The 13,818-nt window shown below is 42.4% G+C and carries 14 protein-coding genes, 1 pseudogene and 1 riboswitch; of the genes and pseudogenes, 6 read left to right on the top strand and 9 right to left on the bottom strand.

From position 1 onward, the window contains the following. Positions 1 to 131: 131 nt before the first annotated feature. Positions 132 to 1,397: a BaiN/RdsA family NAD(P)/FAD-dependent oxidoreductase gene (locus BW986_RS01650; RefSeq protein WP_076364514.1), complete on the top strand. Its 1,266-nt coding sequence runs from the start codon at positions 132 to 134 to the stop codon at positions 1,395 to 1,397. A gap of 158 nt (positions 1,398 to 1,555) precedes the next feature. Here the strand turns inward: BW986_RS01650 and BW986_RS01645 are convergent, their stop codons facing one another. Together BW986_RS01645 and BW986_RS01640 are read right to left on the bottom strand one after the other, a co-directional pair. Then, on the bottom strand, positions 1,556 to 1,810 hold the full coding sequence (locus BW986_RS01645) for an MGMT family protein (RefSeq protein ID WP_397221676.1): 255 nt from the start codon (positions 1,808 to 1,810) through the stop codon (positions 1,556 to 1,558). A gap of 79 nt (positions 1,811 to 1,889) precedes the next feature. Beyond that, the gene (locus BW986_RS01640; RefSeq protein ID WP_081395476.1) at positions 1,890 to 2,450 is read right to left on the bottom strand and encodes an MEDS domain-containing protein; all 561 of its coding nucleotides are present in this window, start codon (positions 2,448 to 2,450) and stop codon (positions 1,890 to 1,892) included. A 270-nt stretch (positions 2,451 to 2,720) separates the two neighbouring features. Between BW986_RS01640 and BW986_RS01635 the strand changes: the two are divergent. Further along, positions 2,721 to 3,110: pseudogene (locus tag BW986_RS01635) on the top strand (SDR family oxidoreductase); the annotation flags it as partial. Between the two features lie 83 nt (positions 3,111 to 3,193). On the opposite strand, the gene BW986_RS01630 reads toward BW986_RS01635, so the two are convergent. The 6 genes from BW986_RS01630 to BW986_RS01605 all read right to left on the bottom strand — a co-directional run bounded on the left by BW986_RS01630 (position 3,194) and on the right by BW986_RS01605 (position 9,042). Then, on the bottom strand, positions 3,194 to 3,379 hold the full coding sequence (locus BW986_RS01630; protein ID WP_048682016.1) for a sporulation protein Cse60: 186 nt from the start codon (positions 3,377 to 3,379) through the stop codon (positions 3,194 to 3,196). A gap of 64 nt (positions 3,380 to 3,443) precedes the next feature. After that, complete coding sequence (locus tag BW986_RS01625; protein WP_076364510.1) at positions 3,444 to 4,526, bottom strand: tartrate dehydrogenase; 1,083 nt, start codon at positions 4,524 to 4,526, stop codon at positions 3,444 to 3,446. A 268-nt stretch (positions 4,527 to 4,794) separates the two neighbouring features. Further along, positions 4,795 to 5,106 carry a rhodanese-like domain-containing protein gene (locus BW986_RS01620; protein WP_034309364.1) on the bottom strand — a complete coding sequence of 104 codons (312 nt, stop codon included), beginning with the start codon at positions 5,104 to 5,106 and terminating at the stop codon, positions 4,795 to 4,797. Between the two features lie 253 nt (positions 5,107 to 5,359). Continuing rightward, positions 5,360 to 6,388, bottom strand: a complete 1,029-nt coding sequence (locus BW986_RS01615; protein ID WP_076364508.1) for an NADH:flavin oxidoreductase/NADH oxidase — start codon at positions 6,386 to 6,388, stop codon at positions 5,360 to 5,362. A 426-nt stretch (positions 6,389 to 6,814) separates the two neighbouring features. Beyond that, positions 6,815 to 7,657 (bottom strand): aldo/keto reductase, encoded by an 843-nt coding sequence (locus tag BW986_RS01610; protein WP_076364506.1) that lies wholly within the window; start codon positions 7,655 to 7,657, stop codon positions 6,815 to 6,817. 179 nt (positions 7,658 to 7,836) lie between these two features. Then, on the bottom strand, positions 7,837 to 9,042 hold the full coding sequence (locus BW986_RS01605; RefSeq protein ID WP_076364504.1) for an MFS transporter: 1,206 nt from the start codon (positions 9,040 to 9,042) through the stop codon (positions 7,837 to 7,839). Positions 9,043 to 9,230: 188 nt separating this feature from the next. On the opposite strand from BW986_RS01605, the gene BW986_RS01600 reads away from it, so the two are divergent. The 3 genes from BW986_RS01600 (at position 9,231) to BW986_RS01590 (ending at position 11,285) form a co-directional block, all read left to right on the top strand. Beyond that, positions 9,231 to 9,602: a winged helix-turn-helix transcriptional regulator gene (locus BW986_RS01600; RefSeq protein WP_076364502.1), complete on the top strand. Its 372-nt coding sequence runs from the start codon at positions 9,231 to 9,233 to the stop codon at positions 9,600 to 9,602. Positions 9,603 to 9,797: 195 nt separating this feature from the next. Then, complete coding sequence (locus tag BW986_RS01595; RefSeq protein WP_076364500.1) at positions 9,798 to 10,103, top strand: hypothetical protein; 306 nt, start codon at positions 9,798 to 9,800, stop codon at positions 10,101 to 10,103. Positions 10,104 to 10,142: 39 nt separating this feature from the next. Further along, a complete protein-coding gene (locus BW986_RS01590) occupies positions 10,143 to 11,285 on the top strand; it encodes a CAP domain-containing protein (protein ID WP_076364498.1) in 1,143 nt (380 codons plus the stop codon). 91 nt (positions 11,286 to 11,376) lie between these two features. Here BW986_RS01590 and BW986_RS01585 read toward each other — a convergent pair whose 3' ends face one another. Continuing rightward, complete coding sequence (locus BW986_RS01585) at positions 11,377 to 12,570, bottom strand: NupC/NupG family nucleoside CNT transporter (protein ID WP_076364496.1); 1,194 nt, start codon at positions 12,568 to 12,570, stop codon at positions 11,377 to 11,379. Between the two features lie 172 nt (positions 12,571 to 12,742). Next, positions 12,743 to 12,843, bottom strand: a riboswitch (purine riboswitch). A 220-nt stretch (positions 12,844 to 13,063) separates the two neighbouring features. Between BW986_RS01585 and BW986_RS01580 the strand changes: the two genes are divergently transcribed. Beyond that, complete coding sequence (locus BW986_RS01580; RefSeq protein ID WP_076364494.1) at positions 13,064 to 13,768, top strand: DUF421 domain-containing protein; 705 nt, start codon at positions 13,064 to 13,066, stop codon at positions 13,766 to 13,768. Positions 13,769 to 13,818: the final 50 nt, after the last annotated feature.

Below are 13,818 nucleotides of genomic sequence, written 5' to 3'. Positions count from 1 at the left end.
GAAAACTACACTCAAGTTTATCGTTTTCGAAGATAATACACAAACAAATAATTCCTTTTTATCTACATTCGCAATCTGACGGGCTCTTGCTATATAATGAAGGGACTGAAAATGATAAAGTGGTGATCAATTTGAAATATGATGTAGTGGTAATTGGCGGCGGTCCTTCCGGATTGATGGCAGCAATAGCTGCCGGGGAAAAAGGGGCCCATGTATTGTTAGTGGATAAGGGCGAGAAGCTTGGCAGGAAGCTAGCCATCTCTGGCGGCGGACGCTGCAACGTGACGAACAGGCTCTCAATCGATGAAATCATTCAGCATATCCCTGGAAACGGGCGATTTCTATACAGTGCTTTCTCAGAGTTCAATAATGAAGACATTATTCAATTCTTTGAAAAATTGGGCGTGGCCCTTAAAGAAGAGGACCATGGCCGGATGTTCCCTGTCAACGATAAAGCGCAAAGTGTCGTGGATGCCCTTCTGACGCGCTTGTCTAGTTTAAAAGTAACGATCTATAAGAACTCTCCAGTAGCGGAAGTTCTCTATGAACATGGAAAAACAAGCGGTGTCCGGTTGAAAGATGGACAAACCATTGATACAGATGCAGTCGTGATTGCAGTCGGCGGGAAATCGGTTCCCCACACCGGTTCGACCGGCGATGGCTACGCATGGGCTAAAAAGGCGGGGCATACGATTACCGAACTGTTTCCAACTGAAGTTCCCGTACTTAGCCATGAAACATTCATTAAAGATCGAACACTCCAAGGTCTCGCACTTCGCGATGTTTCATTGAGTGTCCTTAACCCAAAGGGCAAGGCCCTGATCACACACCGAATGGATATGCTCTTCACCCATTTTGGCGTCTCCGGTCCAGCTGTTCTAAGATGCAGCCAATTCGTCGTGAAAGCGATGAAAAAATGGAACCTGTCGGAAGTGACAATGAAACTCGATGCCCTTCCGGACCGAAACAAGGAAGAGGTCTTTCAAGACATCATGAAGGAAATTAAAGCCGAACCGAAAAAAGCCATTAAAAATACCTTAAAAGGTTTAGTTCCTGAACGATACCTTCACTTTCTGCTTGAGCGAAGCGGCATCGACCTTCAAGAACAAGGAGCGACGATATCAAATGAAAAAATCCGCCGCTTTGCAGAACTATGCAAGGACTTCCAATTCGGAGTACACGGCACCCAGCCGCTAGAAAAAGCCTTCGTCACGGGCGGCGGCGTATCCGTCAAAGAAATACACCCAAAAGAAATGGCATCCAAACTGATGGACGGACTGTATTTCTGCGGTGAAATTCTGGATATACACGGATACACAGGCGGCTATAATATCACATCGGCATTAGTAACCGGAAGACTAGCCGGTATGAATGCTGCCATACATGCCCGTTCATGATTCCTAAAAAGAGGCTGATCCGCTTGGATCAGCCTCTTTTAATGCGCTTTCGTAAGTCTATACATCATTTCGGTGTTTGTTAGGCTTCAATCCCTGGCATAGGCGCCGTTATTTGGGCCGTCCGCACCCGCGCCGCCTCTTTTATCCGGCTTTCCCGTTTAAAATATTTCTGGATGATAGCGGAAAACTTCGAGGTCAATGGTATTTCGTTCCGTGAATGTGATGCCTTCACTCTCGAGCATCGCCTTCTGGTGTTCTGCGGCGCCCTCTGCTTTTATGCCGATTTCTCCCTTGGCATTTATTACCCGGTGCCAAGGAAGGTCATGTTTTTTGCTGCTTGAATGAAGGATCCTTACGACCTGCCTTGCACCGCGCGGACTACCGGCGAGCTGTCCGATTTGACCATATGTCATCACTTTACCGGAAGGGATATGCTGTATGATAGTAATTACCCGTTCAGTAAAACTTTCCAAATAACTCGCCCCTTTTATTCTATCCGTTTGCCAACATCGTGATTTTTTCATCGGTTATCAAGACCCCATGATGCTTGATCAAGTTTGATTTAAGCTCGGCAGGCATTCTGCAGTCATCGTATGCACAAACGGAAATCAATCCTTGTTCCTTGATCAGTTTGTCGATTCCTTTTTCATATTCGCCTATCGCTAAGCTGACTTGATCGTCATGGCCCCATTCAACATGGCCCCAAGTCCGTACGTGCTGATTTCGTTTAGTGAATGTATCGATATTTTCCAAAAAATAATTAACCATCGTTGACGGATGGAAGTCTCCATGAAAACAATAAAAATCAAAATTATTCATAAGATGCACTTGCTCCAATTGCTCCTCATTTAAATGAAGCTGCAATTTCTTATACACGAAAGGAAAGATACGGTCATTTTCGACGACCAGGATATGGTCACCCTGTTCAACACCGGCAATGATGAAAGTTGCCTCATTTTCAATGTAGGCTTCCAATTCATTAAAACAGTATAAAATATGGCCACCATCCGATTGCTGTATTTTTTCTAGTAGTTGTATCATTTTATTACCCAAAATGGATCTCTCCTTTAAATACACCAATCCGCACTATGTATTATGTTTAACTTTAACCATTATCTCCGTATTTGTAAAATTCATAGAAGAATATAGTCATTTTTTCCTAATGTTATCTGTTTTGATCGGGAATTTCGTTAAGTCGAATTGAGTCTGCTTTTAGTCCACTCATTGAAAGACCAAGGCAGCCCAATTCAGCAGACTCCGTTCTTCATACATTTTCCTTTTTTTATGTTAACCCTTAAATCACGGGATAATACGGCACAAAACGAGGAGCAGCAATGCATCAATACCGTGGAAGACACCATCGAAACATTTGGAAAGCTCGATATTCTCTGTAACCACGTCGGTATTCAATTTCAGCAATTAAGCTTGCTTGATATTACGGATGAGCAATTCGATGATACCTTTAAAGTCAATATCTATTCCCACTTCTACACGACCCGTGCTGCCCTTCCCCATCTAAAAGCTGGGTCCTCCATCATTAATACATCTTCTGTCGTGACGTTTAATGGGAATATGCAATTAATTGATTACACGGCGACTAAAGGGGCCAATATTGGTTTTACCCGTGCCTTGGCAAACAGTCTTGTCGATCAAGGCATCCGGGTTAACGCCATTGCGCCCGGAAGGTTCTGGACACCGCTCATCCCGGGAAGTAACGAAAAAAAGACTACCTTGGATTGCCCGCCTTGCAGCAATAGGTAGTCTGATATGAATGTTATGGCCTTGCCGGCCGGCCTTTATTTTTTCTTATAAATGATCATCGCACTGAAACAATAGATCTGTTCTTCTTCCTCTTCACCTGTAGTGGCGACATTATATTTGATATCGACGATTTGATTATCGCGAATGTCTTCAAGGAAAAAGTTCATTTCGTCCTCTAGATCCTTTTCATGCTCATAATCAAATAATTTGACTTGTATCATCGGCTCTCCCCGCCCTTTTACTATAATGATAGTTATTGTGCAGGATGCCCATTTATCATAATGTTTATACTTGATTTGTTTGGAACGCGGATAAGATTGCAACAACTTCATCCCCGACTTCTTCTGTAGTAGCTGCCCCGCCCATATCAGGAGTCAGCGCCTTTTTATCGATCATCACCTGTTCGATCACGTCCAAAATTTTTGCACCCCAAATCTCATGCCCAAAGAAATCGAGAATCTGACTGGCGGACCATATGGCCGCAAGTGGATTGGCGATGCCTTGATGTGCTATATCCGGGGCTGAACCATGAATCGGTTCGAACATCGAGGGATAAATCCGTTCCGGGTTTAAATTGGCACCTGCTGCCAGTCCCATCCCGCCTGCAATGGCAGCACCTAAATCCGTGATGATGTCACCGAATAAATTGGAGGTGACGACGATTTGAAAGCGTTCGGGCTGTTTGACAAAATACATGCTTGCCGCATCGACCAGATAGGAATTCGTTTCTACTTCCGGATACTCCTGTCCAATTTCTTCAAAAACCTGATCCCAAAAAACCATTGAATAATTCAATGCGTTCGCCTTGCTTATGCTCGTTAGCGTCCTGCCCGTCTTGCGCGCAAGTTCATACGCATAACGGATGATCCTCTCCGTCCCTTTTCGAGAAAAGACCCCCGTCTGCAGCACCACTTCTTCCGGCTTGCCTTTAAATAGCCAATCACCTGCACCGGAATATTCCCCTTCACTGTTTTCACGGATGACAACCATATCGATTTGGTCACGAGTCACGTCTTTTAATGGACAGGGTGCACCTTGAAGTAATTTAACGGGTCGAACATTCACATATTGGTCAAATCCCTTTCTGATTTTAAGCAGAAGTTCACGTAAGGAAATATGGTCCGGGACACCAGGGTAACCGACAGCCCCAAGATACACGGCGTCAAACTTCATCAGTTGTTCCAGTCCGTCGTCGGGTAGCATTTTGCCGTGCTCAAGGTAATATTCACAGCCCCATGGAAAATAGGTGAACTCGAAAGAAAAATCCCCGGCAATTGCAGCCACTTCCTTAAGTACCTTTACACCCTCATTAATCACCTCAGGGCCAATCCCGTCACCCGCAATGACCGCTATTTTATGAACATTCATTCTTCCACTCTCCTTTTTCTATATTTTCTGATTTCGACATCCTAATTTTAACATATAATTTTTGCATTCCCGTCAGGTGAGGTTCACACAGAAAAAAGAGCCCTTTCATGATGAAAGGGCTCTTTTTTTCACGCCTTTAAATATGCGCGTCTTTCCGCATATTCACGGCACTGTGAACAAACCATGATCTTTTTTCTTTCTTCATTCAAATAAGCCGTCACATTCTTGGATTTACGCTTACAAAAGTAACAGGTCTTTTTGAAGAACTTCACTTAACGATGACTTCGCCGTCCCATTCAAGCATTCCGCCAACCATGTTTGCCACTTTATATCCTTGTTCCTGAAGATAATGGCATACATTTTCACTGCGGCGTCCTGAACGGCAGATAAAAATATATTCTTTTTCTTTATCAAAATAGTCAAGATTCGCCGGGATGTCATTCATGCGAATATGTTTCGCGCCTTCGATCATTCCCTCTTGCACTTCTTCGTCTTCACGAACATCGACAAGTTCCATCGCTTCTCCTGCCTCAAGCTTAGCTTCCACTTCTTCAGTTGTAATGATTTTGATTTCTTCCATAATTAGCACCTCGAATTATCGTTTGATTTATCTTTTTCATTATAGCAAAATTTCCAGTTAAACATCACGTAATGGATTCGCTGATGAAAATTCCCTCATGCCATGCATTTATTTTCAGAAATTATCTTCAAAGCCGCTATCAGAATACCAAAGGAGATCGAATAAATGGCTACGATCCCTATCCCTACTCTAGGCCAGAATTAAAAAACGCCGGCGAATATAATATTCGCCGGCGTTTTTAAAAAAATCCGTATCAATGCTTGAATCCCAGTTGATATTGTTTAGGGATTTCCGCTTTTATATTCAAAGCTTTAGATGCTTCAAGTGCCCAATAAGGGTTTCGCAGCATTCCTCTGCCGACGGCAACCAAATCCGCTTCTTCATTGCCAATGATTGAATTTGCAAGAATCGGATCATCTAATCGACCTACAGCAATCACGGGAATATCCAATGCATTTTTGATTTCCCTGGCCAACGGAGTTTGATAGCTAGCATGGGTACCAGGTCTTCCTTCTGCTCCAATCGGGCCTTCTCCTCCAGAGCTTACATGGAACATATCGACGCCCGCTTCTTTAAAGACTTGTGAAAAGGCAATGCTTTCCTCAATGCCATATCCGCCTTCAACGTATTCTTTTGCAGAAATGCGCATGATTAAAGGCATGTCGGCAGGCATTTCGCTTTTCACTGCTTTAATGACTTCCACTCCAAATTTGGTCAGGTCTTTTCCATATTCGTCATCACGTTTATTCGTAAGCGGTGATGTGAATTGATGGATTAAATACCCGTGTGCACCATGTAATTCGATTACGTCAAATCCTGCTGTAACAGCCCTTCTGGCCGATGCCCGGAATTTATCGACCATTTCCTTCACTTCTTCCGTTTCTAAAGCTCTTGGTGTTTTGTATGTTTCATCAAACGCAATGGCTGATGGTGCCACCGGAGTTTCGGCATCCTCCGCTTTACGGCCTGCATGGGCAATTTGTATCCCGATTTTTGCACCGTATTGATGAACTTCCTTAACGATGTTGGAGAAAGCTCCAATTTGGTCGTCGGACCATAATCCAAGATCACGATTCGAAATGCGCCCATCAGGCTCCACATCGGTCATTTCCACTATAATTAATCCCGTGCCGCCAACTGCCCTGCTTACATAATGTTGCTGGTGCCAGTTTGTTGGTATACCATCTTCCGCTTCGACGGAGTACTGGCACATCGGCGGCATGACGACCCTATTTTTAAGTTCAAGTTCTTTTATGCGATAAGGTGAAAATAAATCATTCATAATTTTTTATCTCCTTTTTTATATAATGCATGCACATGCATTTATATCATCTGATGAATTCTGTGTCAACTAATCAGATTCCCGAATCTTTCCTTGTAAACAACATCGTCTGTTGGTACAGCTTTCCCATCCCCACCAATGCGGAGATCCAATAAAAAAAGGCTGTTTTCGCATACTTTGTTGCTATTTTCCAAGTAAAGCGGTGTGGTTGATTCCCCCTCCAGATGCTCGCTTTCCGAGGGGCGGGCGGTGAGCCTCCTCGGCGTAAACTCCTGTTTGGTCTCACCTGTCCCGCTGCTCCCGCAGGAGTCTCGCACTTGCGCTCCAATCAACCTTAAATCGTTTTGTTTTAAAAACAACATTCTTTACGAAAAGAGCTAAAAAAAAGAGAAAGACGGATATCCCGTCCCTCTCTTTCATACTTGATTAAAAGTCGAAATTATCAGGATCTGGACCAACACGGTGATTCTGATTCAATCCATCAATTTGGTTCATTTCCTCTTCCGTCAATTCGAAATCGAATATAGATGAGTTTTCTACAATACGATGTTCTTTAGTGGATTTTGGAATCGTTACAATCCCATTTTGTATATCCCAGCGCAAAATGACTTGTGCAACTGATTTGCCATGTTTGGTCGCAATTGCTTGTAAAACGTCATTATCCAGAAGTTCACCTTGCATCAATGGTGACCACGCTTCAAGTTGTATCCCTTGTTCTTTACAGAATGCCTGAACTTCTTTTTGAGTTAAACGCGGATGGCATTCCACTTGATTGACCATCGGCTTCACTTCTGCATCTTCCAGTAAATCTTTAAGATGGTGAATCTGGAAATTGCTCACACCGATCGCTTTTACTTTCCCTTCTTTATAAAGAGTTTCCAACGCTCTCCAGGCTTCTTTATATTTTCCTTCCACTGGCCAATGGATAAGATATAAATCCAAGTACTCCAAGCCAAGTTTCTTCAAGCTTTTTTCGTAAGCCGCAATTGCTGACTCATATCCTAAATCGGCATTCCAGACTTTTGAAGTTACGAATAAGTCTTCCCTGGAGATACCGGCTTCTTTTATGCCCTCACGGATCCCTTGTCCGACCCCTTCTTCATTTTCATAAATGGCAGCCGTATCGATACTGCGATAACCATGTTTAATGGCCGCTTTAACTGCATTTACCAGCTCCGGTCCTTCTTCCACCTTAAATACGCCCAATCCGAACCAAGGCATTTTAACTCCATTATGCAACGTCGTTGTATCTTGTAAATTTTTCACCATTATACTCTACCTCCAAATTTTTTCTTCATTGTTTTAAGATTGTAATGCGTTTAAGTATCAGTATCATTACATCCCTTCAAGGAACCTTCCATCATTCGCTGAAGGGATGCAATGATACTAGCTTATTGATACTCTAAACTCATAGCATGCTTTTTCTAACATGCATCACTTTTTCAATCCTATGCTATTTTGTGATTGCCCTTGGAACGGTCTTTACTTTCCAAAGCACGGCTCCAAGCTGTTAAAATCACTGCTGCAAACACCATGACTCCACCTATCCACGCTGTATGGATCAGTCCGATCGAATCCGTAATCACCCCTCCTAAGTATGCACCAAGGGCGATTCCCGCATTGAAGGCGGCAATATTGATGGCTGACGCCACGTCCACTGCACTCGGCACGAAACGCTCCGCTAACATGACGACATACACTTGAAGCCCCGGAACATTCATGAATGCAAACAATCCCATTAAAATGATCGTAATTAACCCGGCTATCTTAAACGGTGCCGTGAAAGTCAATACCACAAGTACAATGGCTTGAATAAGAAACATATAGAATAGGGCATTAATAGGATTGCGATTGGCGAATTTCCCGCCAAGGGTATTTCCTATTGCTATTGCTACTCCATATATTAGCAAAATCAAGGCGACAGTTCCTTCTTTAAACCCTGTCACTTCCTGAAGTAATGGCGACAGGTAGGTGAAGACAACGAATGTACCTCCATACCCTAATGCTGTAATGATGAATACCAGCAGCAATCGGCCATTCGTCACCAATTTGATTTGATCACGGAACGTGGTCCGTGCAGCCTTTCTTAAATCGGATGGGACCAGGATGCCGTTTCCGATGAAAGCAATCAAGCCGATTGCCACAATGATGATGAAAGCGAATCTCCAGCCGAATTGCTGACCGATGAAGGTTCCAAAAGGAACTCCGGTCACCGTTGCCACCGTCAAACCTGTAAACATGATGGCGATGGCACTCGCCCTGCGGTTTTCAGGGACCAAATCAGCCGCAATCGTAGCGCCGATTGACATGAAGATACCATGTGCAAGCGCTGAAATGACACGTGCGATCAATAATACACCGACCGTGGTCGCAGAAGCCGCTAATGCATTTCCGGCAATGAACACGACCATTATCCAAAGCAATAAAGTCTTTCGCGACATATTCGATGTCAGGGATGTCAGGATAGGTGCCCCGAACATGACCCCCAAGGCGTATAAGGAAACCGTCAATCCCGCCGTCGTCACTGTAATGTGTAAATCTTTAGAAATGAGCGGCAATAATCCCACGCTGATGAACTCTGTTGTTCCAATTGCAAAGGCACTGATCGCTAAAGCCAGCAATGCCCATGTACTTCTATTTTTATTTGAAATCATATCCTCTTCTCCTTCTTGTCATTTTGTACTATCATTGAAATTGCCTAAGCAACTTTTTTTATAAATGGTACAGTGGAATTCGGTGTGCAAATGTTATTATGAGATATAATGCAAATAAAAAACAGTACGTACTTTAAAGTTATATAGGAACCTTTTAGTACCTATAAAATAAGGAGAGTATGCCAATCATGCAAAAAAAGAAATACAATATATCAGTTGAAGCGACACTGGAAGTAATGGGCGGAAAGTGGAAATGCGTAATCCTCTGCCATCTGACCCACGGAAAAAAGCGGACCAGTGAATTGAAGCGCCTTATGCCGAACATCACCCAAAAAATGCTGACCCAACAATTGAGGGAGTTGGAAAAGGACGAGGTCATCAATCGTATCGTTTACAACCAAGTCCCCCCTAAAGTGGAATATGAACTTAGTGAGTATGGGCAAAGCCTGGAAAGTATCCTGTCCGCACTGTGTACGTGGGGGGAAAATCACATAACCAGAGTGTATGGAGATAAGTTTTCGGTTCTCGAGGAAAGTGTATTGAATGATCCATTGAAGTAATTCCAAATAAAAAGATTAGCTCGAAGCGGCTAATCTTTTTTTGTATATAATGAATGATCCTGATTTAACTTCCGCAGTAATAAATTTCACCACCGTTTTATCCCTTCTTATTTTTGGTATAATATGTAATAACACAACTTAAAATTTTTGATTTTGTAAACGAGGAAGTATAATGGTGAAACCAAGGAGTGACATATGAGGGTCATATTAGAATTGATACGCATCATATTAATATTCGGGATAGCCGGAACAATCATTTCGACCATTGTAAACGGCATATATATCAACATAGGAGTGAATCAGTACGGCTGGCTAGGCTCGATTGCGATACTGCTTTTATTATTCGTCTGGTACAGAAATAAACTTCAGTTCAGTGGCTGGTATTCGGGAAAAGGGAAGGAAAAGCTTCCAAAAATGGCCTCACAAACACTCATTCTGTGTTCAGTATTTTTGTTATGTGCCCCGCCTGTTTTAAGTGTGCTGCAGATGATCTTTCATTAATCGGGATTCTATATCCTGGATAGAGCAGGAGTGAACGATTTGCGGAAATTGTTTAATATTGTGGTCCTCATACTCCTACTCTCTGGATTATGGTATGGATATGGTAAAGATATTCAGGAGTCTGGATTCAAAGCGGGGTTCGGTGCCTTTGCAGCGGATGTTCGTTCCTTTATAACCGGGCCCGAGGTTACGACTGGCTTGGAAAAACTGAGTACTGGAGTCAGCAGTCTCATTGGCTCGTTGACGGAAACATTGGATACCGCTTCTGAAAAAGAATCGCAGGAAACGGAGAAAGTGAAAAAACCTGCACTGGAGGCACCTGCTGATGCATCCTTCTCGGTCCGTAATATCGAAATTGGCGACACGAAGGATGATGTAGAAAAATTGGCTGGTGAAGCTAAACGGAATACGCGGAATGAATATGGCGTGGACTGGTTTGCCTATCACGAAAATTATCAAAATTTCTTTATGGTTGCCTACGATAACAACAATAAAGTTGTTGGTTTATATACGAATCAAGATTTGATTTCCTCGAAGGAAGGCATTAAACGCGGCACTCCCAAAGAAACCGTGACCGGGAAAATGGGGGAGCCTGTAACAAAACTGCTTAAAGGAAACGTCTATTACCAGATTCGAAGTGACAGCGGCGAATACGATATGTTTGAAATGGATAATAGCTATGTGACCATTTTTTATGACAAACATGAGAAAAATACAGTAACGGCAATCCAAATCATCGACGCAGAACTCGAAAAGCAAAAGAGCGGCTATTTTGCAGAAGCCGGCCCCGGATTAAAGAAGGGCTTTGAATATCAATTATTCGATTTGACTAATGCATCACGGGTCAATCATGGCCTCTCCGTGCTTTCATGGGATAAACGAGTGAAGGTCACGGCACAGGATCATAGTGCAGATATGGCCGTGAATCAATACTTCAACCATACAAACCTTGAAGGGGAATCCCCCTTCGACCGGATGGAAGATGACAAAATCACTTTTCGAATGGCGGGGGAAAACCTGGCTGCCGGTCAGAATAGCAGTATTTTTGCCCACGAGGGCCTAATGAATTCCATTGGCCACAGGGAAAACAAATTACAGAAGGACTTCGAATCGCTCGGTGTCGGAGTTGCTTTTGATGAGGAAAATAAACCATATTATACGGAGAACTATTTGACGAAATGAACGAAAAAGCTGTGCATGGGAAAAATCCTGCACAGCTTTTTTCATACAAGAGAGAGCATCCATTTATAAAAATGGATGCCCATGTTTTAAATCACCAAACGAATAATCCAACGACCATGGCACTCAGCAAGGAAACAGCCATCCCGCTAACCAGCAGTTTCCAAACATTCCTTCCAATAATGTTCGATTTCTCATCGTTGAGGATGGAATTGAATGTTCCATAAATCATGCCCACTGTACTGAAGTTGGCAAATGACGTCAGATAAGTGACAGCCACAGCAACTGTATGCGGAGACAGTGTACTGACTTTATCTTTTAAATCGAGCAAGGCAACGAACTCATTCGTGGCAAGCTTGATTCCCATCAATTGAGCGACGTACATGGCATCTTGTCCAGATAGTCCAAGCAGGAATGCAAATGGACTAAAAATGACAGAGAAAATCTTTTGAATGGTCAAGCCATCCACAAAGAAACCGAAAATGCCGTTTACGCTAGCCGTTAACGCCACATAGCCGATAACCATTGCCATGATGACGAAGACCATTTTGGCCCCGACCAGCATACTGTTGGAAATGGTGGAAAAGAAATCTTTACGTTCCTCTTTAGAAGGCACATAAACGACGTCTTCCTCTTTACTGACGTCGACGGGATTCAGCATGTTAGCTATCAGCAAGGCATTTAAGCAGTTCAAAGGTATCGCTACAAAAACATAGGTTGCCGGTACCATGGACAGGTAGGCTCCAATGATGGAACCACTGATGCTGCTCATGCTCATGATTCCAAATGTCAATAGACGCTGATCCTTAATCGCACTGAGCTGCATGCGGAGAACGGCAAGTGCCTCGGTATTCCCAAGGAACATCATCTGAATCGAAAAGAAACTTTCAAGTTTTGGCAAACCGGATACTTTTGAGATGAGCCATCCCACTTTATCAATGATCCAGGTAAGAATACCGAAATACGATAAAACATCAAAAAACGTAATAATGAAGATAATTGGCATCAATGCGCTGAAAAAGAAATCGACTTGTTCATTTGCCATAAGTGAAGGAAAGACAAAAGAAATCCCTTCATTTGCACATTCAATCAACCAGGTGAAGAATGAAGCGATCAGATTGATTACCCATGCCCCAATTTTAGTGGATAACATGAACCATGTGATAAGTAATTCAAGAACCAGCAAGGTAAGAATGGCTTTCCACTTAACGTTCCTTTTATTAGGTGAACAAAGGTAAACGATGCCCATTACAACCAAAACACCTAGTATATTCAATAAGAAATACATGCTTTCATCCCCTTTGGATATATTATTTCCCATTCATATTTTTTATATAAAAAGCCCTCACCTTTTTACACTTTCAGCCGTAGGAAGAAAGTGTGAAAAAGTAAGAGCCTTCATTGAAACGTTATGTGGATCAAGCCTCTTCATGCGAACCAACATAAACCTGTTCATCTCTTCTATTTTCATACTTCCTTGTAGTCCGGCATTACGGCTGCCAGGTAGAAACTATCAGACCATCATCACTGATATTATACAAGGATATTTTTTTAAATAAATTTCTCAGGAAAGATATCATTTTAAATCAGTTTATTTTTAATTACAATACGTTTCAAAGTAGTTATATTAATATAAATTTTTCGAAAACAGTCAAAAAAGTCTCCAAGGGCCAATGTTGGGTAATACTTATGAAGGAGCTGGCTTAAACCCTCCCAGTTGTCTCAATTCACCATACTAACCACTACATCTCCTTTACAGGAAATAAGGACGTGAATTTTTTGTGGATTTTTTTAATAGCCAGGAAACTCTTACTGCAATTCAGTGGACTTTAAGAGCCATCATATCCTTCTTCTTCTTACTTTTTTCGGTTAAATTGATGGGGCAACGGTCCATTTCCCAATTAAGATTACTTGATTTCATAATGGCATTGATTATTGGGAACATTCTTGCCCACCCTTTGTCTGATGAACGGTTAGGTTTGAAGGGCTCAATGATCACGACCTTTGCATTAGTCATCTTATATATAATTAGTGTGTTTACGAGCCTTAAGTGGGGCAAACTCCGAAAGTTTTTTGACTCAGCCCCCTTTCCGCTTATCGAAAATGGACAAATCATTTACAAAAGCCTAGCAAGGGCCCGAATCTCCATCGATGATTTATTATCGGAATTAAGAAAGGAAAAGGTCGAAGATATTCAAAAGGTATCCCTTGCATTATGGGAACCGGGTGGTACCATTTCATTGTTTTTATACCCTCAATATGAAGCCGTAACACCAGCAGATATGCACCTAGCAACAAATGCCTTCCATTTTCCTAAAACGATCATTAAAGAGGGGAAGATTGATTCTAAAGAATTAAATCGGGGCGGTAAAGACGAAGAATGGCTGAAAAAAAAAATCAAAACAACATATAATGCCGACGTGAACGATATTTTATTAGCAACTCTTGATAATAACGAAAACTTAAAGGTCTTTTTCTACAAATAAGAACACTTTTGCAGCCAAAATAAAATCCCCTTAAGCATGGTGTAAAGCCT

Origin of the sequence: Peribacillus simplex, from assembly GCF_900156045.1 — a bacterium.
In the GTDB taxonomy this organism is placed as follows: Bacteria; Bacillota; Bacilli; order Bacillales; family DSM-1321; genus Peribacillus; species Peribacillus simplex_D.
The sequence above is the reverse complement of the archived record's forward strand: the minus strand, read 5'-3'. Positions and strand labels throughout refer to the sequence as shown.